This is a genomic window from Sorangium sp. So ce834, from assembly GCF_051521425.1.
GTDB lineage: Bacteria > Myxococcota_A > Polyangia > Polyangiales > Polyangiaceae > Sorangium > Sorangium cellulosum_D.
In genome coordinates this window covers 9664765-9687325 of record NZ_CP150351.1, presented here as the reverse complement: position 1 = coordinate 9687325, position 22561 = coordinate 9664765, and the positions used below count along the sequence as shown (strand labels likewise).

Sequence of the window (22561 nt, the reverse complement as noted above, 5' to 3'; positions counted from 1 at the left end):
GGCGCCGGAGGGCAGTGTTCACGCTCGAGCCATGAGCCCCGGTGCACGCGGCCTGGCCGGCCTCTGGCCTGCCTTGGCCGGCCAGGCCTGGCGTGCCGAGCCTGGCCAGAAGCATGCGCGGCGCGGTGGAGAGCACGGGCTTTCGAGGTGCCGCGCGTGGCTTCGTTCTTGCCATGGCGCTCCTCCCCGGCGCGATCGATTGCGCCGTTTCAGGGAAGGAGTTCACCATGGCTCGTTCATTCACCTCCCAGGATCTCGTCTCTCTCCCCCGTCTCAATGCCGCCGAGTCGGTCGTGCTCGCCACGGAGCTCATCACGGTCGCCGACGCCAGGGAGCGGCAGCTCAGGCCGAGGAAGCTCCCCGAGGCGATCGGGCGGTCGAAGGGCCGCCTCGCCGCAGCCGTCGCCACGCTCGAGGCGCTCACCCGGCCGCACGGGGGCGATCCGGTGGAGACGAAGACCAAGCCGAAGGCCGATCGCCTCCTCGACAACGCGTGGAGCGGGACGTTCGATTGGCTCGGGGGGTGGTGCAAGCTCCCGCCGGAACGGAACCCGAGCCTCGATGAGGCGAAGGATCTGTTCAAGCTCCTTTACCCGGACGGCCTCTCGTTTACGCGGCTCCCGTACAAGCTCGAATGGAAGGAGTCGAAGGCCCGCCTCGACGCGATCCGGAGCGCGCGGCACGAAAGGACGTTCAAGAAGCTGGGCGGCGAGGCGTTCCTCGCTCACCTGGAGGAGGCGCACGAGGCCTACGGCCGGGCCCTGCACATCACCGCGCCGAAGCCCGAGAGCGCGCCGACGGGCGACGTGCGCGCCGCGTTCCTGGCGACGCTCGCCGCCCTCCGCGACTATGCGGCCCGGGTCGCCGCGCACGCGGATCCGGACGTGCCCGGCAGCGAGGAGGTCAGCGCGGCGCTGCTCGCGCCGCTGGCGGCGTGGGAGTCGCGGCCCGCTGCATCGAGCAGCGAGGCCGGCGACGACACCGAGGCGCCCGCCGCGCCCGCCGCGCCGTCGGGAGCGGACGAGGAGCCCCTGGCCGATCCGGCGTGAGTCGAGCTTGAGGCTGTGATGTCGCTCACGTTGTCGTAAAAAGACAAGCATTCTTCACAAGATACATCTCCGCGGACCAGAACGCGTCGTGGTCGCGGGCGAGCGCGGTCGCGGGGGGACCAGAACGCGTCGTGGTCGCGGGCGAGCGCGGTCGCGGGGGGACCAGAACGCGTCGTGGTCGCGGGCGAGCGCGGTCGCGGGGGGACCAGAACGCGTCGTGGTCGCGGGCGAGCGCGCTCGCGAGGGGGCCAGAACGCGTTGTGGTCGCGGGCGAGCGCGGTCGCGGGGGGACCAGGACGCGTCGTGGTCACGGGCGAGCGCGGTCGCGGGGGGGACCAGGACGCGTCGTGGTGATGGTTCACCGCGGGGGCGCACCTCGCCTGGCGAAGTGCGCGTAGTAGCGCTGGACCATGTCCTGCCACCTCGAGTACTCCGCCGGGTTCCCGCGGAGCCGCTCCTTCCAGGCCGCATCGACCGCCGACCGCATCTCGCTGGAACCCAGGCCGTAGCCCCGGAAGATCTCCTCGGCCGTGGCGGGCGACAGCGCCAGCTCCGCGCAGAGCGCCGCATACGTTGCGAGCGGCAGGAGCATCTCCAGCGGCTCAGGGAGGGGCGCCGTACCACCCTCCCCGGCCGTGCTCGACGGCGCGGAAGGCGGCGATGCCTTGGCGGTCCGTAAGGCAGCTCCGGTCACCGTGGCCGGCGTGGACGCGGCTTGCGTCAGCAGCTCACGGGGGATCGCGAGGTTCAGCGACGTCTCCCGGAGCTCTGCTGCGGCCGGCGGAGCGGGCTTCGATGCTGCCAGAGCTCCGGCACGCCTCGTGGGGTCCGCTGCCGCGAAGGGGATCACCGGGCCGCGAGGGGGAGCCTGCACCGGTGACGTCTCTGCGACCTCCCGGGGGGCTCGCGGCTGCTGCGGCCGGGCTGTCGGTGGGGACGACGCGGAAGTCCCCGATGGTCCGGCCGTGAACGGGAGCGCGGGGCCACGGGGAATGTCCGAGAGCGGCGCGGTTTCCGCGATCTCAGGAGGCGGGCGCTTCACCGCCTTCGCCGCGCCGGATCGCGGAAACGGCAGCTCCGGCCCTCGCGGAACGCCGGGCAAGGGGGCGGTGCCGGTGAGCGACGCCGCGGCGCGAGGAGGCTTCGGCTCGGCCTTTCCGGTCGCGAGCTCGGCGTGCACGGGCACGAAGGGGACCGCTGCGCCTCGGGGGACATCCAGCAGGGGCCCCGTGCCGTGCAGCGCCGCCGGGGCCACGAGGGGCGCCCCAGGGCCGGCCATCGCCTCGGAGGACGGCACGGTAGGCGCGGACGAGGCCGCCGATCCCCGCGCCTCGGCCATCCTCGACGGACGCAGCACCCGGGGGCCAGCCCGGAGCGACCCCAGCTTCCCGGGCTCCGCGTGCAGCTCCTTGAGAAGCTCGCCGACCTTCGCGTCCTCTTCAGCGCGCCGCGCCCATCGGCGGCGGAGCCGCGCGACGTCGTTCATGCCCAGGTCTCTCTCCTGGAGCAGCTCGAACGGGGCCGGGTGCGCCCCGAAGGCAGCAAGGAAGCTCACCCAGGCGGCCGGGTCGCTCGCGAGCGGCTCGACCTGTCGATCCAGCCAGTCCTCCGCCTGTGCCAGCTCCTGCTCATACGCGGCGAGCAACTCCGGCTCGGCGGCCAGCCGCTGCTTCCAGGCGAGATCGGCCCGCGCGAACGTACGCGGCAAAAGCCCCTCGACCGCGAGCACGTCCGCGAGCGGGAACCCCTCGGTCACCGCCGCCCTGACGGCCGCGTACCGCGCCAGCGAGATCCCTTCGCTCGCTCCCTGCGCCCCTGCTGCGGGCTTCGTGGCTGCCGCCATCCGCCGGCCTCTACTCGCCGACCAGCACGGTCCCGGAGGCGATCACGCTCCCGTTCGGCGCGTCGGCCGGGTCGTTGCAGGTCATCGCCGGATCCCCGAGGTGCGCGGCGGGCCTGTTGTTGATGAGCACCGTCTTGCTGCTCGCCTGAACACGGGCCTGGTTCGACGGCGGCCGCTGGAACGTGCCCCCTGGAAGCACATGCGCGGGCGCATTCGCCGCGGTGCTGCCATGGGTAGCGGCCGGTTTTCCCTCGATCAGCACGTCGCGGCTCAGATCGCCGTTCAACGTCCCGCTGAAGGGCAGCGGCGTCGGCGTGGGCACCGGCCCGCCAGGCGAGGGGAGCATCACCACGTGCGTGTCGATGCCGACGACCTTGTCCCCTTGCTTCGCCGCGGGCTTGCCCGCCTTCGGCCCATGCGCTGGCATCCTCGCTTCTCCTTCTCTCGCGGCAATCACCGGCTCACGGCCCGCAGTAGGGCGCGAGCGAGTTCCAGGTCTTCTCATCATGGTGGGCCACGTGAGCCGTCACGCTGAGCGGTTTCTCCGGCTGCCCGGACGGCGCAATAGGCACGAAGGTCATGATCCATAGTGCGTCGCCGATCACGGCGCGGAGCCCTCGATCGTCGACCAGGACACCGAAAAGGTCCTCCACCTTGGGAATCTTGGTGAACGGTAGGTCTTTCCTCGCCCGGACGAAGATGCCGTAGAAATCGTCGTGCGCCCAGGAACATTCATGCTCTTCCGTGGGGTAAAGCCAAGTAGCTGTAATTTCGAGCACCGCGCTTCCGCCATCACCGGGTAGCTCACCACCGCTCACCGCCTCCATGTAGCGGCACTCCGGAGGTTCGCAACGCTTCTGGGGGATGAGACCTTCGGGGGGAGCACGTTGGGTCAATGTCTCTTTCTTGTGCAAGAGGCACCTCTCCGGCGATTCGGCCTGCTGAAACACGACCGACCGTGCCGACCGACCCTGCTCAGAGCACACCCCCTCGAGCACCCGCACGACCCTCGCGATCTGGGGTCCCCAGCTCTCGCGCTGGAGCAGATACTGCCCCGGCGTCATCCGGCACGGCGGAACCCCGTCGCCCAGTATCCACACCGGATCGTCGCTAGAGGTGGCACCTCGCGCCCGGGCGCTGGCTTCGTCCAGCGGTACCTCGGAGTCCTCCTGCACGGGCTCTCTGGGCGGACTCTCCACCATCTCGGGCAAGAGCCAGCGCTTGTCATGGGTGCGTTGTTCTTCATTGAACGTCGCCACCCGGGCGCGCTGAATCGGTGGACATAGGCCGACCTGCTCCCTCGGCGCTGCGGACGGACGAGGAGCGGCGTGCGCGACGCCGGCTTCAGGCTGCGCTTGTCGCGCCGCTGGGCGGCAGGCAGAGGTGGTCACGCCGATCGCGACAGATAGACCAAAGAGAAAAAGACGACTCATCTCGCGCATCATGATACCCGATCGAAGCGGCTGGGACACGACGTCGACCTACATCGCGGTCGCCTGTCGTGCCTCGGTTTCGGCCTGCTTGGCTGCCGCCAGCGCCGCGTCTGCGGCATCCAGCGCCTTTTGCCTCTTGTTTTCTGGCATCTTCTCGCTGGAGGCAGCTCTCTTCACGGCATCACCGGCAGCGCTCACCTTGCTGAGCGCTGCGTCTGCCGAGCGTACCGCCGCACGACATGCGTCCTCCTTCGCCGTGTCGCCGGCGAGGCTTGCCTGGTTGGCCGCTGGCCCCGCCGTCTCTGCTGCACTCTTGATCGCCGTAGCAGCGTCCCTCAGCTTTTGGAGGCCGACATCGTCCTTCGTACCCAACATGTTCAAGAGTTGCGACGCCTTGTGTGCGACGGCGACATCATAGAACTCGTTGAGCACCTCGAATCCCATATCGAAGTGCATCATGTCGCCAAAGTCCTGTCCTCCCCAGCGCAGGCCCACCTTGATCAGCGCCAGCACGACTTCCTTCTTGAGCATCAGGAACCCTCGGCAGGGCTCTCGGAAATTGGTCGCGCTTTCATCGATGCGGTCGGCGCTGATCTTCAAGGCGTTCTTCACCATGCCGTACCGCATCACCTTGCGATCGGCCTCGATCTGGGCGTACGCCTCGCCCAGGAGCCGCTCATCGACGCCCCCTTGCTCGTCGTATGGGCTCCGTTCAGCGAGCTTTCCGCTCCCATCGCGGAGTAAAATCTTGCAACCGCTGAGCGTCGTATCCTTCTCAGATTTGACGCGGTTGATGAAGTCGCTGAGGGATGCCTCGGTCAGGTCCTCCTGTGCGCCGTTAGGATAGCGGTGGGCAAGGTAGCTTACCAGCCCATCATGGACCTTCTTGAACGTATCGTAGGAGCGTGATGCATCGCTCGACTTGCGCGGCTGAATGCTGTGGCCGAAGCAGAAGAGCGTGGCCCGCTGGTACACCTCCAAGCATGGCTCCCACACGTTGATCCTGCTCCACTCGACGTTCCTGTTGTTGTGGATCTCGCCGGTTGGGCCACTGCTGTCGTAGATGGGTACCCATGGTGAGGTCGTATACTCGACGTCGATCGCACTCCCATCTCGGTGGTTGCCCCCGCCGCGCTTCCCCTGTCCTCCGACAAGCTCCTTCGCCGAGCACCATTCCTTGAACTTCTTCTGATCGTCGGCATCGTCAGCCGGAGCGCCCATCGCTTCGCGGTACTGTCGATAGAGCTCCTCCTGCGCGCGAAGCAGTTTCTTGAGGAGCTCCCGATTGACGCCCATCACATTGCCAGAATGGAACCCTACGCCAAGAAATCGGAACCAATAGAGCCGAACGGTTCGCTTGGTGGTTGGCCCGCCCTTAGGGTAGGTAAGCTCCAGATCGGCGGCGTCCTGCGTCTGGGTAATCTCGAGGACCCACTTCGGCAGCGCAGCCGTGAAGGGCGTGCCGGCCGCCTGGGAGATGTGGTTGTCAGGCCCTGGGCTTACGTCAGCAGCAACGGGTGGCGGCGGATCTTTTGGCAAGGTGCTCGGGGGAGGAGGCGGCGGTGGAGGGGCCGGCGGCTGCTCGGGCGGCAGCGCCTCGGGCTCGTGGGGATCGGGCGTGTGATAATCGTACGCTTGCGGCCCGCCCTCGGCACCATCGAACCGGGGATCGCTCCCCCCGCTCGCTCCGCCGGCGCCCCCTCCGCCATCGGTCCAATTCATGACACACCTCGAGAAGACCTGCTTTGCATCCTTCGCGCCCGCATCACGACGTCAGTGGCCATATGCCTCTCTCAGCTTCGCGACGGTCGCGGCGTCGAGCTTGCCGGTCTCTTCCACTCCATGGTCTCGCTGGAACTCCACGAGCGCGTGCTCTGCCGCCTCGGGTAGCTCAGCCATGTCATCCCGGAGCGGCCCCTCGTAGTAGCCCAGGTTGCGCAGCCTGAGCGCTGCGCCCGGCACCGAGCCCGCGGGCGCGCTCTCGCGCAGGCTGAGGGTCCACTGCTGGCGCGGCCCTTCCGGGTAACTCTCGATCCAGACGACGAGCACCGCGCTTTTTGCGGCTTCCGGTACCTCGATCTCGAGCTCACCGCTCGGGCCCGTGGTTCCCTCGTGGACGTGACCGTCGACCGTGAGGCGGTAGTGCTTTTCCGCGTAGGGCACCATCGCGACATCCGACAGCTTGAGCCGCAGCGGCCGGGTCCTCGGCGGCTCCTGGTCCTCGTCGCCCGAGAGCAGGTCGGCCGAGTCGCAGTTGAGCTTGACCAGCTTGCCGCGCAGGTGCGCATCGTCGTCCAGATCGAGCGAGGCGTTCGGGGAGAAGATCCGGATCTTCTTGGCGACGAGCTCGGCCTCCTCGCCCAGCTCGAGCGCAGGGCCCTTGCCCTTGATGCTCGCCCCGTTCGCTCCGGCCAGCGCGAGCACGTTGCCGCCGATCTTCACGCCCTCGGGCGTGAGGGCGATGATGCTGTCGCCACATTGCAGGGTGAGCGAGCGGCTCGCCGTGAGTACGAGGCTGCCCGCGGCTCCGGTCGTGTGATCGCCGAAGACGTAGAAGTCGCTCCGGGACGAATCACCGCGAGAACCGATCGTCACCGCCGCCTGACGCTCCACGTGGAGCGTGTAGGTGTCCTGGCAGAGCGTTGCCGCATCGTCCATGAAAACTTCCTTGGATGCGCCGCCGACGACGAGCCGCCGGTTCCCTCCAATCTCGTTCGTCTGGTCGCGATCCACGCGCACGGTCTGGTGGCCTTGGACCCGTTCCTCGTGATCGCCGCCGACGCTGCCCCGCCGGCTGCCTCCGATACGCTCGTGTCGCCCACCGGCGACCCGATGGTGCTGGTCACCGCGCACGTCGGTCTGTTCATCCTCGCCGATGAACGTCGTTCGGCGCCGCTCGATCCGCTCATCGAGGTCACGCTGCGCATGCACGTAGATCTGCTCGTCGCCGGCGGTGTCATCGAAGCTGAGCTCGTTGGAGCCAGCCGCAGCCGGTGAGCTCTGGGTTCGAATTCCGCTCCTGAGCTTCTCGGCAGGGAGCTGGAAGGGCGGCGGATGCGTGGCGTTGTAGAGGCACCCGAGCACGACCGGGCAGTCGGTGTCCCCGCCGAGGAAGCCGACCAGCACCTCCATGCCCACGCGCGGCACGAACTGCGCGCCGAACGACGCGCCCGCCCAGCTCTGCGCGACACGCAGCCAGGCCGAGCTCTTCTCGTTACGCTGCCCCGCGAGATCCCAGTGGAACTGCACCTTGACGCGCGCGTGCTCGTCGGTGTGAACCTCGTGCCCTGCCGGCCCGGTGACCACCGCCGTTTCGAGGACCTGCCTCGGCTTGCGTCCGGGGGCGCGCGGTCGGAGCAGCGCCGTCGCGGGGATGCACGCGAATCGGTTGCTGTAGGTGCGCTCCGCGGATCGCGCGGACAGCTCGGGGGTATGGCCCTCGTGGACGACACGGGTCACGGCGTAGGCTCCCTCGATCCCGGGGGAGAGCTCGGCGCTGAGATCGATGCGACGCCCCGGCGCGAGCTCGCGGACCCAGCTCTCTCCGCTGCCCACGACGGCTCGGCGCTGGGCCTGCTCCAGGAACACCCGCGCGCGATCGGGTGTGACATCCGGCGTGTCGTAGTCAGCGTGGTGCTGGTACACCTCCAGCGGTGGCGGCCCGCTCGCCTTGAGCCCGACCCGCTCGCTCAGGACCAGGTTTGGTCGGCGGAAGTCATAGTCCCTGAGGTGTACCGAGCTTGGCTTGATGGATCGCTGCAGACCGAAGGAGATGATCTCGCGCCCTGTGGGCATGAGGCCCTCCTCAGGACGCAGGACGAGGGGGCCGGACTCGCTGCCGAACGCTGCGGGGTACTGGGCGGGGTCGTCGAGGAAGATCACGGGAGCGCGGGTCCCCACGGTGCCTGGCGGCGCGTCCGCGAAGCAGAACGCGATCCCCTCCTCGGCCGCGAGCCGCCGCACGAACGCGAGATCGCTCTCGCGGTACTGCACACAGTAGCTGCGGACCGCATACGTCCGCGAGAGGCGGAGCTCGACCGGGATGGAGGCCGCGGCAAGGACGTGATGGAGGATCTGCGGCACGGTCTCGTCCTGGAAGATGCGGCTCGTGGTCCGGCGCCGGAGCAGCGCGAACGGGGGGACGAGGCGCAGGTGCCAGGTCGGGCCAGTCCGCGCGATGAACGCGGCGTCCGCGCGCACCTGGTCGACGAGGGCCTCGATGCGGCGTTCGGCCCCGCGCCCGTCGCGCAGGACGAAGGTGGCGAGGCTGCCGAGCAGCTCGGCGTCGCGGCCCTCGAGCTCGGGGGTCGCCTGCACGACGAGATGGAACGAGAACAGCTCGGAGAGCGCCTCACGCCCGCGGAAAGAGATGACGCGCACGTCCGCGGGCGTGAACGGCCCGGCGTGGAGCTCGAAGGGATCACGGATCACGGGCGCAATGTAACAGGAGTCGCAAGGCCGCCTGCAAGGAGCACGGTTGCCGCGCGACGGATGTGCGCGGCGTTGCGCATCGGATCGCGCTCGATGACGGCGCCCCGCAGCAGCGACGCGATGGTGTCCGCGAGGTCCCCGCGCCCCTCGGCGCGGAGCTGAGCGACCTGACGGGCTGCCGTGGTGAACCCGCCGGGTGCGCAGGTGAATTTCTTCCAATACGTCTTCGGCGCGATCCTCTAGGAAGCTGGCATCCGCCGTTCCCCGGGAACGGTCGCGGTTCGATGCGAGCACGAAGGAGCGCGACGATGACGAAGAGCCAGGTCCCCCCCATCCCCGAAGGTCAGACGTGCTTTCCTTACCTGACGGCGCGGAGCGCCGCGGAGGCGATCGACTTCTACAAGCGCGCTCTCGGCGCGCGCGAGGAATTTCGCGTCACGATGCCCGATGGGCGGCTCGGCCACGCCGAGCTGTCGATCGGTCGAGGCCGGTTCTACCTGTCGGACGAGTATCCCGATCTCGGCGCCGTCAGCCCCGCGACGCTGGGGGGCACCAGCGCGAGCGTCGTCGTCTACGTGGAGGACGTGGACGCGCTCGCCGCGCGGGCCGCCGCGGCGGGCGCGACGATCGAGCGCCCGCCGCGGGACACGCCGTTCGGAGACAGGATGGCGTGGCTCCGCGATCCGTACGGGCACCGCTGGGCCCTCGCGAGCCGGATCGAGGAGCTCTCCCTGGAAGAGAAGCAGCGGCGCCTCCCGGCGACGTAGCTCCGTGTCGAGGAGGTTCGAAGAGCCAGAGAGATGAACCGCAGAGGCACAGAGGGCGCAGAGGGAGAGGGAATGAAACCTATCTCCCTCTTCCTCTGTGTCCTCTGTGCCTCTGTGGTTCAAATTCTTCTCCATCACGGAGCCAGGAACGTCAGGGGCATCGAGCCGCGGTGTACTCGCCGTTGGCGTCGAAACGGTCGGTCTCGGTGCCGCTCAGCCGGACCACGACGTTCGCGGCGTCGATGCTCACGATCTCCAGCATGCCGGACGTGAAGATGCCGCCGAACCGCGAGCAGTCGCCGTCGCCCCTGTCGGGGCCGTTTACATGATAAAGCGATAGCAGATAAAAATTCTCATCGCTGAAATCGATGATGCCGGGCACCTGCAGCGTAGGGGGAATACGGAAGCTCACGCGCCAGTCGCCGCATTCGAGCGCCGCGTTCGGAGCCGCGCAGGAACGCGTCGGGGCGCCGATGATGACCATGAGATCGTCCGGATCGGGGGAAGGCCCGCCGCCCGTGGCGGAGCTGCTCCAGGGGTCATCCGGCGGCTCGGGGAGCTGACTCCCGAGGAGCGCGATCGCGCCGGCCGTCGCCGACTCGGGGCCGCCCCCGGTGCCGAAGTTGCCGCCGCTCCCGACCGGCGAGCCGCCCCCGGTGCTGGAGTTGCCGCCGCTCCCGACCGGCGAGCCGCCCCCGGTGCTGAAGCTGCCGCCGGCGCCGCCGCTGCCGGTCCCATTGGCGTCATCATCGGGGCCTGCCGCATGACCGCTGTCGTCGCCGACCTCGACGAAGGCGGTGCATCCGGCGCCGAAGGTCTGGAGCATCATCAGCCCAAAGAACAATGAAATGGATGGGTTCGCGAGGCGTCGCATTCCTGTCTCCCCGGGCCTGTCAGCGCAGCCCGTTGTCATCCCCCTGCCCTTCATGGCCGCGAGGGCGAGAGCCTATGAAAGAAAATCGATGCCGGGCGCGAATCGCGGGGAACCAGGGATAATTCAGGGGAAATCGACGCCGAGCAGGACGTCCGCCGTCCCGGCGAGCGGCGCCATCTGGAAGATCTCGCGATCCCGGCCCTGCGCGTCGATGTAATAGAAGGTGTCGCGCACGAGCGGCACGATCAGCCCGAGGCCGCCGCCCGCGGTGAGCGGGCCGACGAGCCGCCGGGTGAGACGGACGTCGAGCGCGCCGCCCGCGGTCAGCCGCTGGTCGGCGCGGTCGACGCCGAACCCGAGGCCGCCGACGCGGAGCGCGCCGAGGCGGGCGCCGGCGCACGCGGAGAGCCGCGTGGCGCTCCCGAGCGAGACGGGGCACGCGGACACGAACCCCTCGCCCCAGGAGAAGCGCGTCGTGGAGGCGCCGGTGGTCGCCTCGTTCGGGAACCAGACGGCCCCCCCGACCTCGAACGACCAGAACCGGGGCGGCGTGAGGCGCGCGCGGATCGCGGCGGCGGCGCCGGGCGAGGGCAGCAGGCCGAGCCCGAAGAGCGGACCGGCGCCGACCTCGACGCGCCACGGCGCCGGCGGCGGAGGCGTCGGCGGCGGGACCGGGATCAGGATGCGCTGCACGACGACCTGCGGCTGCGAAGGCGCGGGCGCGGGCGGCTGCGCTGGCGGCTGCGCCGGCGCGGCCGGAGGAGGCGGCGCGCTGGGGGACAGGCTCGCGCTGGGGTCGATCATGAGCGCGATGGCCAGGGCGAGCTCGTCGTCGATCGCCCCGCACCGGGGCGACGCCGTGGCGATCTCGCGCGTCCCGAGCAGCGCGCCGTCCGCGTCGGCGACCGCGATCACCGCGCGCCACCCGCCGGAGCCGCCCGGCTCGACGCGCCCCTCGATCGTGAGGTCGGCCCGGGCGGCCGAGACGAGCGCCGCGCGCCCGAGGCGCGCCTCCACCGCCCGCGCGAGCGCGCGCGCCGCGACGCACGCCTCGGCGCCCGCGAGCCGGACCCAGCTCAGCGACGCCGTCTGCTCCCCGGAGGACGCGCGCGCGGGGCGCGCCGCAGCGACGAGCGCCGCAGCGACGAGCGCGAGGCGTGCTGCGCGGCGCGGCATCACCGGCCCGGCAAGGCCACGATCCCGACGTAGGTGGGCTCGGGGACGGCGGTGACGCGGCCGGTCGGCTCGAGGGCGCCCGTCGCCTCGTCGACCCGGAACGCGACGATGCTGTCCGAGTCCTGGTTCGCGACGAGCATCAGCGCGCCGGACGGCGAGAGCTGGAAGTGGCGCGGGGTCATGCCCTGCGTCGGCGCGTGGCCGACCGGGGACAGCGTCCCCCGGTCGGGATCGACCGCGAAGATGGCGATGCTGTCGTGGCCGCGGTTCGAGCCGTACACGAACCTCCCCGACGGGGAGACCTGGATCTCGGCGCAGGTGTTCCCCCGGCCGCTCACGCCCTCCGGCAGCGTCGAGACGGTCGCCACGGCGGAGAGCGCCCCGCGCGACGGGTCGTAGCTCAGCGTGGTGATCGTGTCGGCGGACTCGTTGATCACGTAGGCGAACCGGCCGTTCGGGTGGAAGTCGAGGTGCCGGGGGCCCGCGCCGGCGGCGAGCGCGACGGCCGCGGGGTCGTTGGGCTCCACCTGGCCCATGTCCGCGTCGAACGTGAGCTGGGCGATGGAGTTGAGGCCGAGGTTTGTGACGAAGGCGAACCGGTTGTCCGGGTCGGTCACGAAGTGGTGCGATCTCGGCATGCGCCCGTCGAAGGCGATCTGGTCGACCGCGTCCCCGAGCGCGCCGTCGTCGCCGATGGGGAGCACCGCCGCCGTGCCCCCGCCGTAGTTGGCGACGAGGACGAAGCGCCCGGCGCGATCGAGCGAGAGGTGGGCAGGGCCCTCGCCCTGCGAGGATGCCCGGTTGAGGAACGCGAGCGTCCCGTCGCCCGCGTCGATCCGGAACGCGGCGACCGCGCCCGACATCTCGCCGTCCACCTCGCCGAGCTCGTTCACCGCGAAGAGGCGCCGGCGCGCCGGATCGACGGCGAGGAAGGTCGGGTTCATCTCGGCGTCGAGCGGGCCCTCCACGGCCGAGAGCGCGCCGTCGGCCTCGTCCAGGCGGAAGACGAAGATGCCCTTGTGCCCCCCGACATAGACCAGCGGCGCGACGGCAGGCGGCACACCGCCGCCGCCGGCCCCGCCGCTCGCGCCGACGCTGCCCGCGCCGCCGCCGCCCGCGCCGCTGGCCGTCGTGGCGTCGCCCTGGCTCATGCCGCCGCCGCCCCCGGAGATCCCCGCCGTCGCGCCGCCGTTCGCGGGGCCATCGGCGGATCTGCCGCATCCGAGCCACAGCCCAGCGGCCAGACAGAGGAGGAGGGGCTGCATCGATCGGTCGACGTTCACCGGACATGCGTTACCCCCGGCCGGCGCCGCGGGGCAAGCGCCACGGCGCTCGTCAGGCTCGCCCGCGCAGCGCCCCCGCGGCGGCGCCGAGGAGCGCGCCGGCCGCGATCGGGAGGCCGTGGGCGAGGGCGACGTGGAGGAGATCGTCGAGCTCGCAGTGCGTCCCGAGGCCGACCACCACCGCGAGGCCGCACAGGGCGCCGATCGCGGCGCCGCGCCACGCCGGGGCCGAGAGGAACGAGCGGCGCAGCACGAGCGCCGCCAGCGCGAACGGCACGAGCCCAGTGCCGACGGCGCTCGCGATGCACCTGAGGTGCAGCTCCAGCGGCACCGGCGGATCGACCACGCGCGACGTCGCGACGGCCGCGGCCAGGAACCCGACCGGCACCGCGGCGACGAGCGCCTGGAGCGCCCGCACGCCGGCCGGCAGGCCCCGGGCGCGCGGCCTCAGCGCGAGCAGCAGGCCGAGGCCGGAGAGCGCCGCCCCGACGGCGAGCGGGACGGCGACCCCGGGAGATCCGAGGTCGTCGCGGAAGCCCTCGATCCAGCTGAAGATCAGGATCCAGGCGAGCCCGACCATGCCCGCGATCAGGGCGCGGCGCTCGCGCGCCGGGCGCGTCAGCGACGGCTCGGCCGGCGCCGCCGCCGGGGCGGGCGGCGGGCGGGCGACGAGGTGGGCCGCGGGATCGGGGATGTCCTCGATCCCGCTCAACAGGTCGCGCTCATTCGCCATCGGCACCTCCCCGGACGCCCGGCTGCCCCTTGCCGCGGCGGTCGCTCCGCCCCGGTTTCGCGGCCGCGGGCCCGTCGCCCCTCTCTCCGGCGCCCTTCTCCGCGCCCCTGCCTTCGCCTGGCTCTGCCTCGGGCTGCCCCTTGAGCTCATCGAGCGCGGCGCGCAGCGCCTCGTAGGCGCGGAAGGCGCGGAGCTTCACCGCGGTCCCGGTCGTCCCCAGGATCGCCGCGGCGTCCTGCACGCTCAGGCCCTCGTACCGGATCAGGATGAACGCCTCGCGCTGCGACGCCGGGAGGCGCGCGAGCACGCGCTCGACCGCCCGCGCCGTCTCGGTGGCGATCGCCACCGCCTCGGCGTCGGCGCCGCGCGCGTCCGGCGGCTCCGCGCCCGGATCGCTCGGGAGCCGCTCGGTGCTGCGGTGCTTCTGGGCGCGCGCGTGATCGACGTACACGTTCCGCGCGATGGCGTACGCCCACGGCGTGACGGCGCCGCCCCGGGCGAAGGTCGATCGGGCGCGGTGCATCCGCAGGAACGTCTCCTGCGCCAGGTCGCCGGCGAGCGTCTCGGAGCCGCACATCCGGGTGAGGTACGCGAGGAGGCGCGCCGAGAGCGCGCGGTGCAGCTCGGTGAACGCGCGCGCGTCGCCGCACGCGTACCGGTCCATCGCTGCGTTCAAGGCGAGCTCGTCCATGGCGCCTCTGACGGCATACACCGTCTGCGCGCCGGCGATCAGCACGGCGCCGCGCCCGGCGCGCCGACGGCCGGCGCGCGCGACGGTCCGAGGAGCGCCCCGCGCTCGGCGAGGTCGCTCAGGAGGGCCGCGGTGCTCTCCAGCACCGGGCCGTCGACCGGGTGCCCCAGCGCGGCGCAGCCCTGGACCACGGCGTCGCCGAGCGCGGCGCCCGCGAGGAGGCGGTCGAGGATCTCGGCCGCGAGCGGCGTGAGCTCGAGGAAGCGCACGTCGAGCTCGGGGTCGCGGTAGACGAGCAGGCGCGTGGGCTCGCGGGCCGGCACGTCGCGCGCCGCCTCGGCGCCTTGCAGCCGGTGGACCGCGTGCTCGTGGCGCACGAGCGCCGCGGCCCGCTGGAAGCGCACGCCGCGGTCGAGCGAGAGCGCCTCGCCGGGGGCGGGCGCGCCCGGTTCGCGCGTCGCGCCCGGGCTGCCCGTCGCGCCGGGGCTGCCCGTCGCGCCGGGGCCGCCCGTCGCGACGGGGCCGCCCGTCGCGACGGCCTCTTCCTCGTCCGGCTCGGCGCACGCCGCCGCGAAGGCGGCGAGCTCGTGGCGCGCGAGATCCGCGAGGTAGGCGGGCACCTCCGGGTCCTCGACCCAGCGCGGCGCCGCGAAGGCCACGAACGCGAAGGCGACGTCGCGGAGGTAGCGCGACCGGGGCAGCTCCGCCTCGAGGAAGCGCGTCGCGTCCGCCTCGAACCGGGCGCCGAGCCGCGCCGCGGTCCGGGGGATGCCGGCGCGGATCGCGCCGGTCAGCCCGCGGCGGACGAGGCTCCGGTAGAGCAGCAGCCGCCTCGGCGGGAGCGCGGCCATCGCGTCGAGGTCCGGTCCCTCGAGCCCGGCGCGGGCGAGCCACGCGCGCGCGTCGGCCGCGATCGCCTCGGCGTCCGGCGCGCTCACGCTCGCCTGGAGCGCCCGCTGCAGCGCCGCGAGCTCGGGCGGCGGCTCGTGCGCCGCCTCGCGCGCCGCGCTCGCGCCCGGGAGCTCCGGCGGCGGCTCATCCATCGCCGCGCGCGCCGCGCTCACGCCCGCGCCTCGCGCGCGGCGAGCCCGCGCCGGTACGCCGCGTCGACCTCCGCGAGCTCGGCGAGCAGCGCGTCGAGCGGCGGCACGTCGTTGTCGCGCTCCAGCACGACCGGCACCGGCCCGGTGCGCGCGACCGCGCGGGCGAGCAGGTCGAGCACCGGCTCGACGACCGGCGCGCCGTGCGTGTCGAGGAAGACCTCCGCGTCGTCGCGCCATTCGTGCCCGGCCACGTGCATGGAGACGACGCGTGCGGGTGGAATTTTCTCCAGGTACGCGACCGGGTCGAAGCCGTGGTTCCTGGCGTTGACGTAGACGTTGTTCACGTCGAGCAGGAGCCCGCAGCCGGCGCGCTCGAGCACCTCGACGAGGAAGTCGGCCTCGTCGAGCGAGGCGCGGCCCGGGGCCAGGTAGTAGGTGATGTTCTCGATGGCCATGGGGCGCTCGAGCCGGTCCGCGGCCTCGCGGATGCGGGCCGCGGCGTGGGCGGCGGCCGCGGAGGTGAGCGGGAGCGGCAGGAGGTCGTGCAGGAACCTGCCGTCGACGCCCGAGAAGCAGAGGTGGTCGCTGTGGAACGGCGGGTCGAGCCGATCGACGAACCCGCGCAGCGCGCGCAGGTAGCCGTCGTCGAGCGGATCGACCCCGCCGACCGAGAGGGTGAGCCCGTGCGTCAGGATCGCGCGGTGCTCCCGGACGCGCGCGATCGCGGCGGGGTAGTAGCCGCCGCGGCGCATGTAGTTCTCGGGGGAGAGCTCGAAGAAGGGGACGGCCAGCGCCGCGCCGCGCGCGCCCTCGTCGGGCGCCTCGAGGGCCGTGAGCACCTCGTCGAGGAACTCCCATCGGAGCCCGAGGCCGACGCCGGTGAGCGCGCTTTCGGTCATGGGGGCGCGGGGCGGGCGGGGCCGACCGGGATCAGGCGCAGGTGCCCTGGCCGCAGCCCGCGTGGCCGGGCTTCTTGGCGGCCGCCTTCTTCGCGGCGGGCTTGGGCGCGGCGGTCGGCGTGGGCGGCGTGGGCGCGGTGGCGGCCGGGGCCGGGGTGGCCGTGGGCGCGACCTGCGGCGAGGTCGCGGCGGACTGCGCGTCGCTCGGCGGCGCGGCGGACTCCGGCGCGGCCGGGGCCGCGGGGACGTTCGCGCCCGCGGCGGCGTCGCCGGAGGTCGTCTCGGCCGGCGCGGGCTCGGCCGGCGCGGCCGGGGTCGCCTCTTGCTCGGCGGGGACCTCGGTCGCGTTGACCGGCGCCTGCGCGGCGCCGCAGCCGCCCATCAGCAGGGCGCCGGCGCTGAGCGCGGCGAGGGTCTCGTAAATGCTCTTCTTCGACAGCATCGTGTGGCTCCTCTGGTTGTCGTCGTGACGGGCCTGCGCCCACTACGGGCGAGGCGTGATCCGGTTTCCCGGCGGCGCACGGAGCGCCGTGTCATCTCAGAGCCGCCGCGGCGCCGCAATGGCTCCCGGGCAGGCGGCGGCCGGCTCACCGCGCCGCGCTGGCTCCCGGGCAGGCGGCGGCCGGCTCACCGCGCCGCGCTGCCCGCCGGCGCCGCGGCTGCCGCCGGCGGCGGGGTCGCCGCGCCGGCGGTCGCGGTGAGATCGAGCGACACCATCGCCTCCTTGGCGACCTTGGGCGCCAGCACCTCGAGCGTCTTCTGGGCGAGCTTGCCGAACGCCTCGCGCGGCCGGACGTCGTGCTCGGCCAGCCCGACCGAGAACGGCTTCGCGGTCTTCACGGTGACGCCGGCGGGCCTGTCGCCCTCGTACCGGAACGTGGCGATGAGCTCCACGGTCTTCGGGGCCTGCCGCTGGTGCAGCAGGAGGTCGCCCGACGCGGTGACGGTCACCGTCCGCTCCGCGCCGGACAGCTTCGAGAGGTCCTTCTCGCCGGAGGTCGAGATCGACCGGATCGCGAACTGGGCCCTGGCGTTCTTCTCGCGGACGTCGTCGGGCGTGTCCTTCGAGATCTCGAGCCAGGTGCGCGCGTGCTCGTTCTGCACGTCGCTCTTCTTCTCCTCGCCGGGCTTGCCGTCGTCGCCCACGGCGGTCTGGAAGAGCTCGAGCGTGGAGAGGTCGACCGTGATGAGGCCCGTCGTCTTCGTGATGTCGGTGGGATCGACCTGCAACGTCCCCCCGGCGGCGCCCTCGATCCGCCCGCGGATCTTCTCTCGCGGCGCATCCATCACGAGCTCGACCTTGCTGCGCGCCCGGTCGATCGCGAAGGCCGCCGCGGCGGGCGCCTTGGCTTCCGGCGCCTTGAGCTCGGTCGCGGCGGGCGCGAGGGGTTGCGCCTCTCCCTGGCAGGCGGTCGCGCCCGGGGCGGCGGCCGCGAGCACGACGAGGAGCAGTGTCCTTGTCCGGATCGTCTTCACGCTCGTCTCCTGGATTTCATGGGGTTGGTGCTCGCGGCCGTGATCGCGTGGCGCTCTCCACTGGAGCAGGAAGGTAGGAAGGCGGGAAGGGCGATCGGGGGCTGCCCCGTCTGCCCGCCCGTTCGCTCGATGTCACCGTTGACCCGAGCGATGCCGTGGCCGCGGGCGGCGTCCGATCCGGGCGAGCGGTGGCTCGGCGCGCCTCGCTTGATGCTGCGTACGGGTTTACGTGCGAGCGGCGGAGCGGTTTCGGCGGCGGGTGCGGCCGTGAGGCGGCGCCCGCGGGCGTGCGTGCGGCGCGGGTGAGGGCGTCGAGCCCGGGATGCACAGCCGCGCGTGGCGTGCGGTGTGCACGAGGCGGTCGTCGGAAGCGGAACCGGTCCACCGGGGGGGAGAACTGCAATGAGCACGCGACGATTCGCGGCGTCGGCCATGGCTGCCGCCGCCCTGATGGGGCTCGCTGGCGCGGCGGAGGCGCAGGGCGCGGGGCGACAGGACCAGCGCGACCGGCCGGCGGGAAACATCCCTCCGGCGGATCAGCCGCTCATCCGGCGCATCCCCGAGCCCACGATCGCGGTCGAGGGCGGCTTCGGCATGCTGGGCTACCTGGGAGGGGCCGCGGGCGTCGGGCCCACCTGGAACGTGCGCGTGACCGGGAGCATGTCGCCGCGCGTGGCCGTCGAGGGCAACTACATCGGCTCGGTGAACCAGCGGGCGACGATGGGCCGGTCGCTGGTGTTGACGTCGCTCGACGCGGGGCTGCGTTACAACGTCTTGCGCGCCGACGAGGCGATCGTGCAGCCGTTCGTGGTCGCGGGGCTGGGTTACGCGGGCTGGGCGGGCGAGGGCGGCGATGCGTTCGCGCTGACGGTGCCGGTCACCGTGGGGGTGGAGCGGCTGGTCACGCGCAACGTCAAGCTGGGCGCCCGGTTCAACTTCCGACCGGCGTTCTTCGACGACCTGACCGTCCGGGGTGCGGCGAGCCAGACGGGCGGCGACAGTTGGGCGCTGCTCGCGCACGGCGGCGGCGCGTTCTGACCGGGGTTGAGGCGGGCGGTCCGACCCGGGTTGAGGCGGGCCGGTCCGACCCGGGTTGAGGCGGGCGGTCCGACCCAGGTTGAGGCGGGCGATCCGACCCGGGTTGAGGCGGGCGGTCCGACCCAGGTTGAGGCGGGCGGTCCGACCCAGGTTGAGGTCGGCGGTCCGACCCGGGTTGAGGCGGGCGGTCCGACCCAGGTTGAGGTCGGCGACCCAGGTTGAGGTCGGCGACCCAGGTTGAGGTCGGCGGTCCGACCCCGGGGCCTCCGGCGGCCCAGGCAAAAGCGCCGGACGACCTCATTCCGTGGAGTAGTCTGCCGGGCGCGCTGGTCGGCGACCTGCCTTTCGGCCCCCGGCCCAGCCTCACCCACGGAGAACGACGGCATGAACACGCGCAGCTGCTCGCCCCGCCGGGGCCTGCTCTTCCTCTTCACGGCGCTCGCGCTCGCCGGGAGCGCCGCCTGCACGCCCCGGCAGCAGGCGGCCCAGGGCACGTCGACGACGGCGACCGGCCCGACCCCGGAGCGCGACTGCTCGGTCGGGCCGCTCCTGGATTGCCCCGAGGGCCAGCTCGACGGCTGCGCCAACGGGACCACCTCGGTGCACCGGTGCGTGGCGGCGGGCCCAGGGAAGTGCCTCGACATCCGGGCCGCGCTCGTGAAGTGCCAGGAGGGCGAGATCCTGACCCACGAGGGCTGCCCCGAGCCCGCCTACATGCAGCGCTGCGCGCCCAGGCCCACGCAGCAGCAGCAGCCGTGACCGGCGGCCCATCCGGGAGGCCCCACGGGCCGCATCATCGACAGATAAACATGTAGTTACGAAGGCTTACGCCCCGATCTCCCCGCCGGGAGCTTCGTGTCCGAGATCACCGGCCCCCCCTCGTACGACCCGGCGCCGCCCTCGCTGCCCCAGCTCTCGACCTCGCCGGGGGGCGCATCCTCTCGCTCGCCGGACGACGTGATCGGCCCGCGCACGCCGGGGACGTCCGCCTGCGGGTGGGGCAGCTTCTCCTCGCTGACCTCGCGTTCGGGACGCGGGGCGCCCAGCTGGTCGCGCGTTGTCTCGTCTCCCATGTTTCCTCCTTCCGGAGGCCTCTGGGGCCGGCGCGCTCGATCGTCCACTCCCTCCCGGGGCGGCCGCCCCGGCGCTCGCCGCGGGCTCTCCCGCCGCCGGACTACCCCTCGGCGCTCCCGATGGGGATCGTGAACCGGAACGTGGTCCCCACGCCCACGCAGCTCTCCACCTGGATGGTCCCCCCGTGCGCGACCACGAGCTCCCGGGCGATGGCCAGCCCGAGCCCGGTGCCCTTGTAGCCGTTCCGCTGGCCGCGCCAGAACCGCTCGAACAGGTAGGGCAGCTCGTCCTCCGGGATCCCCGGCCCCGTGTCCGCCACCGAGAAGACGACGTGCTCCTCCCGGTGCTCGCACCGCACCGTGACCGACCCCTGGGCGCCGGTCACCTTGACCGCGTTGCTCAGGAGGTTCGAGAGCACCTGGAGCACGCGATCGCGATCGCACACGACGAGCGGGACGTCCTCGGTCGACGCCACGCCCAGGTGGATCCCCTTCTCCTGGGCCTGCGGCTCGAACGTCTCGACCGCCTCCCGGCTGATCTCCCGCGGGTCCTGCGGCTGCCGGCGCAGCGCCAGCCGGCCGGCGCGCAGGCTCGCGAAGTCGAGCAGGTCGTGGAGCAGCCGATCCATCCGGTGCGCCGACCGCTGGATCGCCTGGATCGCCTTCGCGTCCCCCTTTTCCCCCCGCGCCGCCGCGCGCTTGGTCACCACGGCGGCCGCGGTGATGATCGCGCTCAGCGGGTTCCGGAGGTCGTGGGACACCGTGGCGAGCACGTTGTCCCGGAGCTCGATCGCCCGCTGCGCGGCCTCGTAGAGCCGGGCGTTGTCCGCGGCGAGCGCCGCCCGCTGCGCCAGATCGTGCGCGACCGCCAGGTCCGCCTCGTCGTAGATCCGCCCGGACTCCGCGGTCGCCAGGGTGATGCAGCCGAACGTGCGCCCCCGCGCCACCATCGGGACCACCATGGCCGACGTGATCCCGAGCGCGCGGACGAGCCGGCCGAAGGCGGCGTGCCCGCCGAGCGAGGCGAGCAGCGGGTGCGACAGGTCCCGGACGAGCTCCGGGCGCTCGCAGCAGAGGACCTGCTCCATCAGCGCCGTCAGCGCCGGGGGCGGATCCATCTCGCGGAAGAGCGCGCGCGCCCTCTTCACGGTCTCCGGGTCCGCGTGCGTCACCGTGACCCGCCGCGCCGCCTCGAGCTCCGGGAGCGTCTGGATGACGCACCAGTCCGCGAGCTCGGGCACCGTGAGGCGGCCGAGCCGGTCGAGCGTGCCCTGGAGATCGAGGCTGTCGCTCAGGGCGGCGCTCGCGGCCGCGAGGAAGCGCTGCCCCTGCTCGGCGCGCGTGCGCTCGGTGATGTCGAAGAAGGTGACGACGCCCGCCGAGACGCGCCCGTCCGGATCCCGCACCGGCGACGAGCGCACGAGGATGCGCCCCCACGTGCCGTCGCCGCGGAGGACGTCGATCTCCTCGTCGCTCACGACCTCGCCCGTCGTGACGGTGCGCGAGAGCGGCCACTCCCACGTCTCGTACGGCTTGCCCGACCGCGGATGGAAGCCGCGGCCGGTATAGCCCTCGATGCTCTGGATGCCCTCGAACGACTGCCGGAAGATCTCCGTGGCCTGCCGGTTCGTGAGCAGGACGCGCCCCGTCTGCCGCTCGCCGATCATGAGCCCCGCCGGCATCTGCTCGACCACGGTCGCGAGCAGCGCGCGGGCGTCGTCCGCCTGGTGCCGCGACGCGCGCTCCTTCGCGACGAGCTGCGCCTGCACGATGATCCCGGTCGCCCGGCTGGTCATCGTGCGGAGCATCAGCATGTCCTCTTCCGAGAACTCCTTGGCGTTGCGGGAGCCGAGGATCGCGACGCCGATGGCGTGCCCCTCGTGGAGCAGCGGCACGCCGTAGACGGCGCGCAGCCCCCTCGACCGGATCTCGCGCGCCGTCACGGGCAGGGCCGGGAGCGCGGCGTCGAGCGAGGTGGGCCCGCGCAGCGCGAGCACCGCGCGGGCGAACTCCCGCGTCGCATCGAGCGGCGGGCCGAGCAGCGGCCCATCGTCGAGCCCGGCCGTCGCGTGCACCTCGAGGCCGTCCCCGAGCAGGACGATCGCCACGTCCACGGCGGCCGCCGCCTCCCGCGTCGCGCGGATGAGCGCCTTCAGGAAGGTGCCCAGGTCGCTGCTGCCGAGGGCCGCCGTCGAGATCGTGTCGAGCGCCTGGAGCAGGCGCACGCGCGCCTCCTGGTAGTGCGACACCGCGCCCGCGATCGCCTCGTCGATCGCCGCGTTCAGCCGGATGAGCTCGCGCCCGCCGTCCCCGCCGCCGTCGCGCTCCCAGAGCTCCAGGATCACGGCGCGGAGCGCCGCGTACTCCATCACCACGTCGGAGAGGTCGTACCCGTGGGCCAGCCGGTTCAGCGCGTGAAACCCGGGCATGCCGCGGAGCTTCCGGTCGACGGAGGCGTCTGCGCCCTCGCTCCCCGTGGCCTCGGCGATGTACGCGAGGACGCTCGGGATATGGTCGGTCAGCATCGTATCCGACAGCCGCCGCGCCGGGCTCAGCGCTTGGACCCGCTGCTTCCACTTCTCCAGGACCGCGTCGTGGTGGCGCTGGATGAAGTCGGAGAGCCGCTTTGGGTTCGGTCTACCGAGCTGCTCCATCGAGGTCCTTACGATAGCGCGAAACCTTGAGCACGTGTTCACCTCGCGCCCCGCGCCGAGTCGCGCTGGCGCGCGGGCGTCGCTCCCGGGCGGCGCCC

General features: G+C 72.4%; 20 protein-coding genes. 4 read left to right on the top strand and 16 right to left on the bottom strand.

What is annotated here, in order from left to right; genetic code table 11:
• The first annotated feature begins 227 nt into the window (after positions 1–227).
• Positions 228–1049 (top strand): hypothetical protein, encoded by an 822-nt coding sequence (locus tag WMF20_RS35400; RefSeq protein WP_437606219.1) that lies wholly within the window; start codon positions 228–230, stop codon positions 1047–1049.
• 358 nt (positions 1050–1407) lie between these two features.
• On the opposite strand, the gene WMF20_RS35395 is transcribed toward WMF20_RS35400, so the two are convergent.
• Genes WMF20_RS35395 through tssI form a run of 5 tightly spaced genes read right to left on the bottom strand, consistent with a single transcriptional unit; the run spans position 1408 to position 8756 of the window.
• Positions 1408–2892 carry a hypothetical protein gene (locus WMF20_RS35395; protein WP_437606218.1) on the bottom strand — a complete coding sequence of 495 codons (1485 nt, stop codon included), beginning with the start codon at positions 2890–2892 and terminating at the stop codon, positions 1408–1410.
• Positions 2893–2902: 10 nt separating this feature from the next.
• On the bottom strand, positions 2903–3319 hold the full coding sequence (locus WMF20_RS35390) for a PAAR domain-containing protein (protein WP_437606217.1): 417 nt from the start codon (positions 3317–3319) through the stop codon (positions 2903–2905).
• Between the two features lie 34 nt (positions 3320–3353).
• Complete coding sequence (locus WMF20_RS35385) at positions 3354–4337, bottom strand: hypothetical protein (protein WP_437606216.1); 984 nt, start codon at positions 4335–4337, stop codon at positions 3354–3356.
• A 36-nt stretch (positions 4338–4373) separates the two neighbouring features.
• Positions 4374–6047 (bottom strand): hypothetical protein, encoded by a 1674-nt coding sequence (locus WMF20_RS35380; RefSeq protein ID WP_437606215.1) that lies wholly within the window; start codon positions 6045–6047, stop codon positions 4374–4376.
• 51 nt (positions 6048–6098) lie between these two features.
• Positions 6099–8756: a type VI secretion system tip protein TssI/VgrG gene (gene tssI / locus WMF20_RS35375; protein ID WP_437606214.1), complete on the bottom strand. Its 2658-nt coding sequence runs from the start codon at positions 8754–8756 to the stop codon at positions 6099–6101.
• 308 nt (positions 8757–9064) lie between these two features.
• Between tssI and WMF20_RS35370 the strand changes: the two genes are divergently transcribed.
• Positions 9065–9523: a VOC family protein gene (locus WMF20_RS35370; RefSeq protein ID WP_437606213.1), complete on the top strand. Its 459-nt coding sequence runs from the start codon at positions 9065–9067 to the stop codon at positions 9521–9523.
• Between the two features lie 151 nt (positions 9524–9674).
• Here the strand turns inward: WMF20_RS35370 and WMF20_RS35365 are convergent, their stop codons facing one another.
• The 9 genes from WMF20_RS35365 to WMF20_RS35325 form a co-directional block, all read right to left on the bottom strand.
• Complete coding sequence (locus WMF20_RS35365; protein ID WP_437606212.1) at positions 9675–10352, bottom strand: hypothetical protein; 678 nt, start codon at positions 10350–10352, stop codon at positions 9675–9677.
• Between the two features lie 168 nt (positions 10353–10520).
• Entirely contained in the window at positions 10521–11573 is a 1053-nt protein-coding gene (locus WMF20_RS35360; protein WP_437606211.1) for a hypothetical protein, read from the bottom strand.
• The gene (locus WMF20_RS35355; protein ID WP_437606210.1) at positions 11573–12856 is read right to left on the bottom strand and encodes a lactonase family protein; all 1284 of its coding nucleotides are present in this window, start codon (positions 12854–12856) and stop codon (positions 11573–11575) included. Before WMF20_RS35355 ends, WMF20_RS35360 begins: the two co-directional genes overlap by 1 nt.
• Before the next feature lie 52 nt (positions 12857–12908).
• The gene (locus tag WMF20_RS35350; RefSeq protein ID WP_437606209.1) at positions 12909–13589 is read right to left on the bottom strand and encodes an NrsF family protein; all 681 of its coding nucleotides are present in this window, start codon (positions 13587–13589) and stop codon (positions 12909–12911) included.
• Entirely contained in the window at positions 13579–14265 is a 687-nt protein-coding gene (locus WMF20_RS35345; protein WP_437606208.1) for an RNA polymerase sigma factor, read from the bottom strand. The genes WMF20_RS35350 and WMF20_RS35345 overlap by 11 nt, the downstream gene beginning before the upstream one ends.
• A 53-nt stretch (positions 14266–14318) precedes the next feature.
• Positions 14319–15344: an HvfC family peptide modification chaperone gene (locus WMF20_RS35340; RefSeq protein ID WP_437606207.1), complete on the bottom strand. Its 1026-nt coding sequence runs from the start codon at positions 15342–15344 to the stop codon at positions 14319–14321.
• A complete protein-coding gene (locus tag WMF20_RS35335; protein WP_437606206.1) occupies positions 15341–16222 on the bottom strand; it encodes a DUF692 domain-containing protein in 882 nt (293 codons plus the stop codon). The genes WMF20_RS35340 and WMF20_RS35335 overlap by 4 nt, the downstream gene beginning before the upstream one ends.
• A 31-nt stretch (positions 16223–16253) precedes the next feature.
• Positions 16254–16664, bottom strand: coding sequence for a hypothetical protein (locus tag WMF20_RS35330; protein ID WP_437606205.1), 411 nt, complete (start codon positions 16662–16664; stop codon positions 16254–16256).
• 185 nt (positions 16665–16849) lie between these two features.
• A complete protein-coding gene (locus WMF20_RS35325) occupies positions 16850–17698 on the bottom strand; it encodes a hypothetical protein (RefSeq protein ID WP_437606204.1) in 849 nt (282 codons plus the stop codon).
• Positions 17699–18100: 402 nt separating this feature from the next.
• Here WMF20_RS35325 and WMF20_RS35320 point away from each other — a divergent pair, with 402 nt between their 5' ends.
• Together WMF20_RS35320 and WMF20_RS35315 are read left to right on the top strand one after the other, a co-directional pair.
• A complete protein-coding gene (locus WMF20_RS35320) occupies positions 18101–18736 on the top strand; it encodes a hypothetical protein (RefSeq protein ID WP_437606203.1) in 636 nt (211 codons plus the stop codon).
• A 384-nt stretch (positions 18737–19120) separates the two neighbouring features.
• On the top strand, positions 19121–19495 hold the full coding sequence (locus tag WMF20_RS35315) for a hypothetical protein (RefSeq protein WP_437606202.1): 375 nt from the start codon (positions 19121–19123) through the stop codon (positions 19493–19495).
• A 56-nt stretch (positions 19496–19551) separates the two neighbouring features.
• Here WMF20_RS35315 and WMF20_RS35310 read toward each other — a convergent pair whose 3' ends face one another.
• Together WMF20_RS35310 and WMF20_RS35305 are read right to left on the bottom strand one after the other, a co-directional pair.
• Positions 19552–19809 carry a hypothetical protein gene (locus WMF20_RS35310; protein ID WP_129578458.1) on the bottom strand — a complete coding sequence of 86 codons (258 nt, stop codon included), beginning with the start codon at positions 19807–19809 and terminating at the stop codon, positions 19552–19554.
• A gap of 101 nt (positions 19810–19910) precedes the next feature.
• Positions 19911–22463: an ATP-binding protein gene (locus WMF20_RS35305; RefSeq protein ID WP_437606201.1), complete on the bottom strand. Its 2553-nt coding sequence runs from the start codon at positions 22461–22463 to the stop codon at positions 19911–19913.
• Positions 22464–22561 lie beyond the last annotated feature (98 nt).

Coding starts and splice junctions, on each gene's coding strand:
- WMF20_RS35305 (WP_437606201.1), bottom strand. CDS start 22,463: ATGGAGCAGCTCGGTAGACCGAACCCAAAGCGGCTCTCCGACTTCATC.
- WMF20_RS35315 (WP_437606202.1), top strand. CDS start 19,121: ATGAACACGCGCAGCTGCTCGCCCCGCCGGGGCCTGCTCTTCCTCTTC.
- WMF20_RS35365 (WP_437606212.1), bottom strand. CDS start 10,352: ATGATGCTCCAGACCTTCGGCGCCGGATGCACCGCCTTCGTCGAGGTC.
- WMF20_RS35330 (WP_437606205.1), bottom strand. CDS start 16,664: ATGCTGTCGAAGAAGAGCATTTACGAGACCCTCGCCGCGCTCAGCGCC.
- WMF20_RS35310 (WP_129578458.1), bottom strand. CDS start 19,809: ATGGGAGACGAGACAACGCGCGACCAGCTGGGCGCCCCGCGTCCCGAA.
- WMF20_RS35335 (WP_437606206.1), bottom strand. CDS start 16,222: ATGACCGAAAGCGCGCTCACCGGCGTCGGCCTCGGGCTCCGATGGGAG.
- WMF20_RS35320 (WP_437606203.1), top strand. CDS start 18,101: ATGAGCACGCGACGATTCGCGGCGTCGGCCATGGCTGCCGCCGCCCTG.
- WMF20_RS35360 (WP_437606211.1), bottom strand. CDS start 11,573: ATGCCGCGCCGCGCAGCACGCCTCGCGCTCGTCGCTGCGGCGCTCGTC.
- WMF20_RS35400 (WP_437606219.1), top strand. CDS start 228: ATGGCTCGTTCATTCACCTCCCAGGATCTCGTCTCTCTCCCCCGTCTC.
- WMF20_RS35385 (WP_437606216.1), bottom strand. CDS start 4,337: ATGATGCGCGAGATGAGTCGTCTTTTTCTCTTTGGTCTATCTGTCGCG.
- WMF20_RS35380 (WP_437606215.1), bottom strand. CDS start 6,047: ATGAATTGGACCGATGGCGGAGGGGGCGCCGGCGGAGCGAGCGGGGGG.
- WMF20_RS35350 (WP_437606209.1), bottom strand. CDS start 13,589: ATGGCGAATGAGCGCGACCTGTTGAGCGGGATCGAGGACATCCCCGAT.
- WMF20_RS35395 (WP_437606218.1), bottom strand. CDS start 2,892: ATGGCGGCAGCCACGAAGCCCGCAGCAGGGGCGCAGGGAGCGAGCGAA.
- WMF20_RS35370 (WP_437606213.1), top strand. CDS start 9,065: ATGACGAAGAGCCAGGTCCCCCCCATCCCCGAAGGTCAGACGTGCTTT.
- WMF20_RS35390 (WP_437606217.1), bottom strand. CDS start 3,319: ATGCCAGCGCATGGGCCGAAGGCGGGCAAGCCCGCGGCGAAGCAAGGG.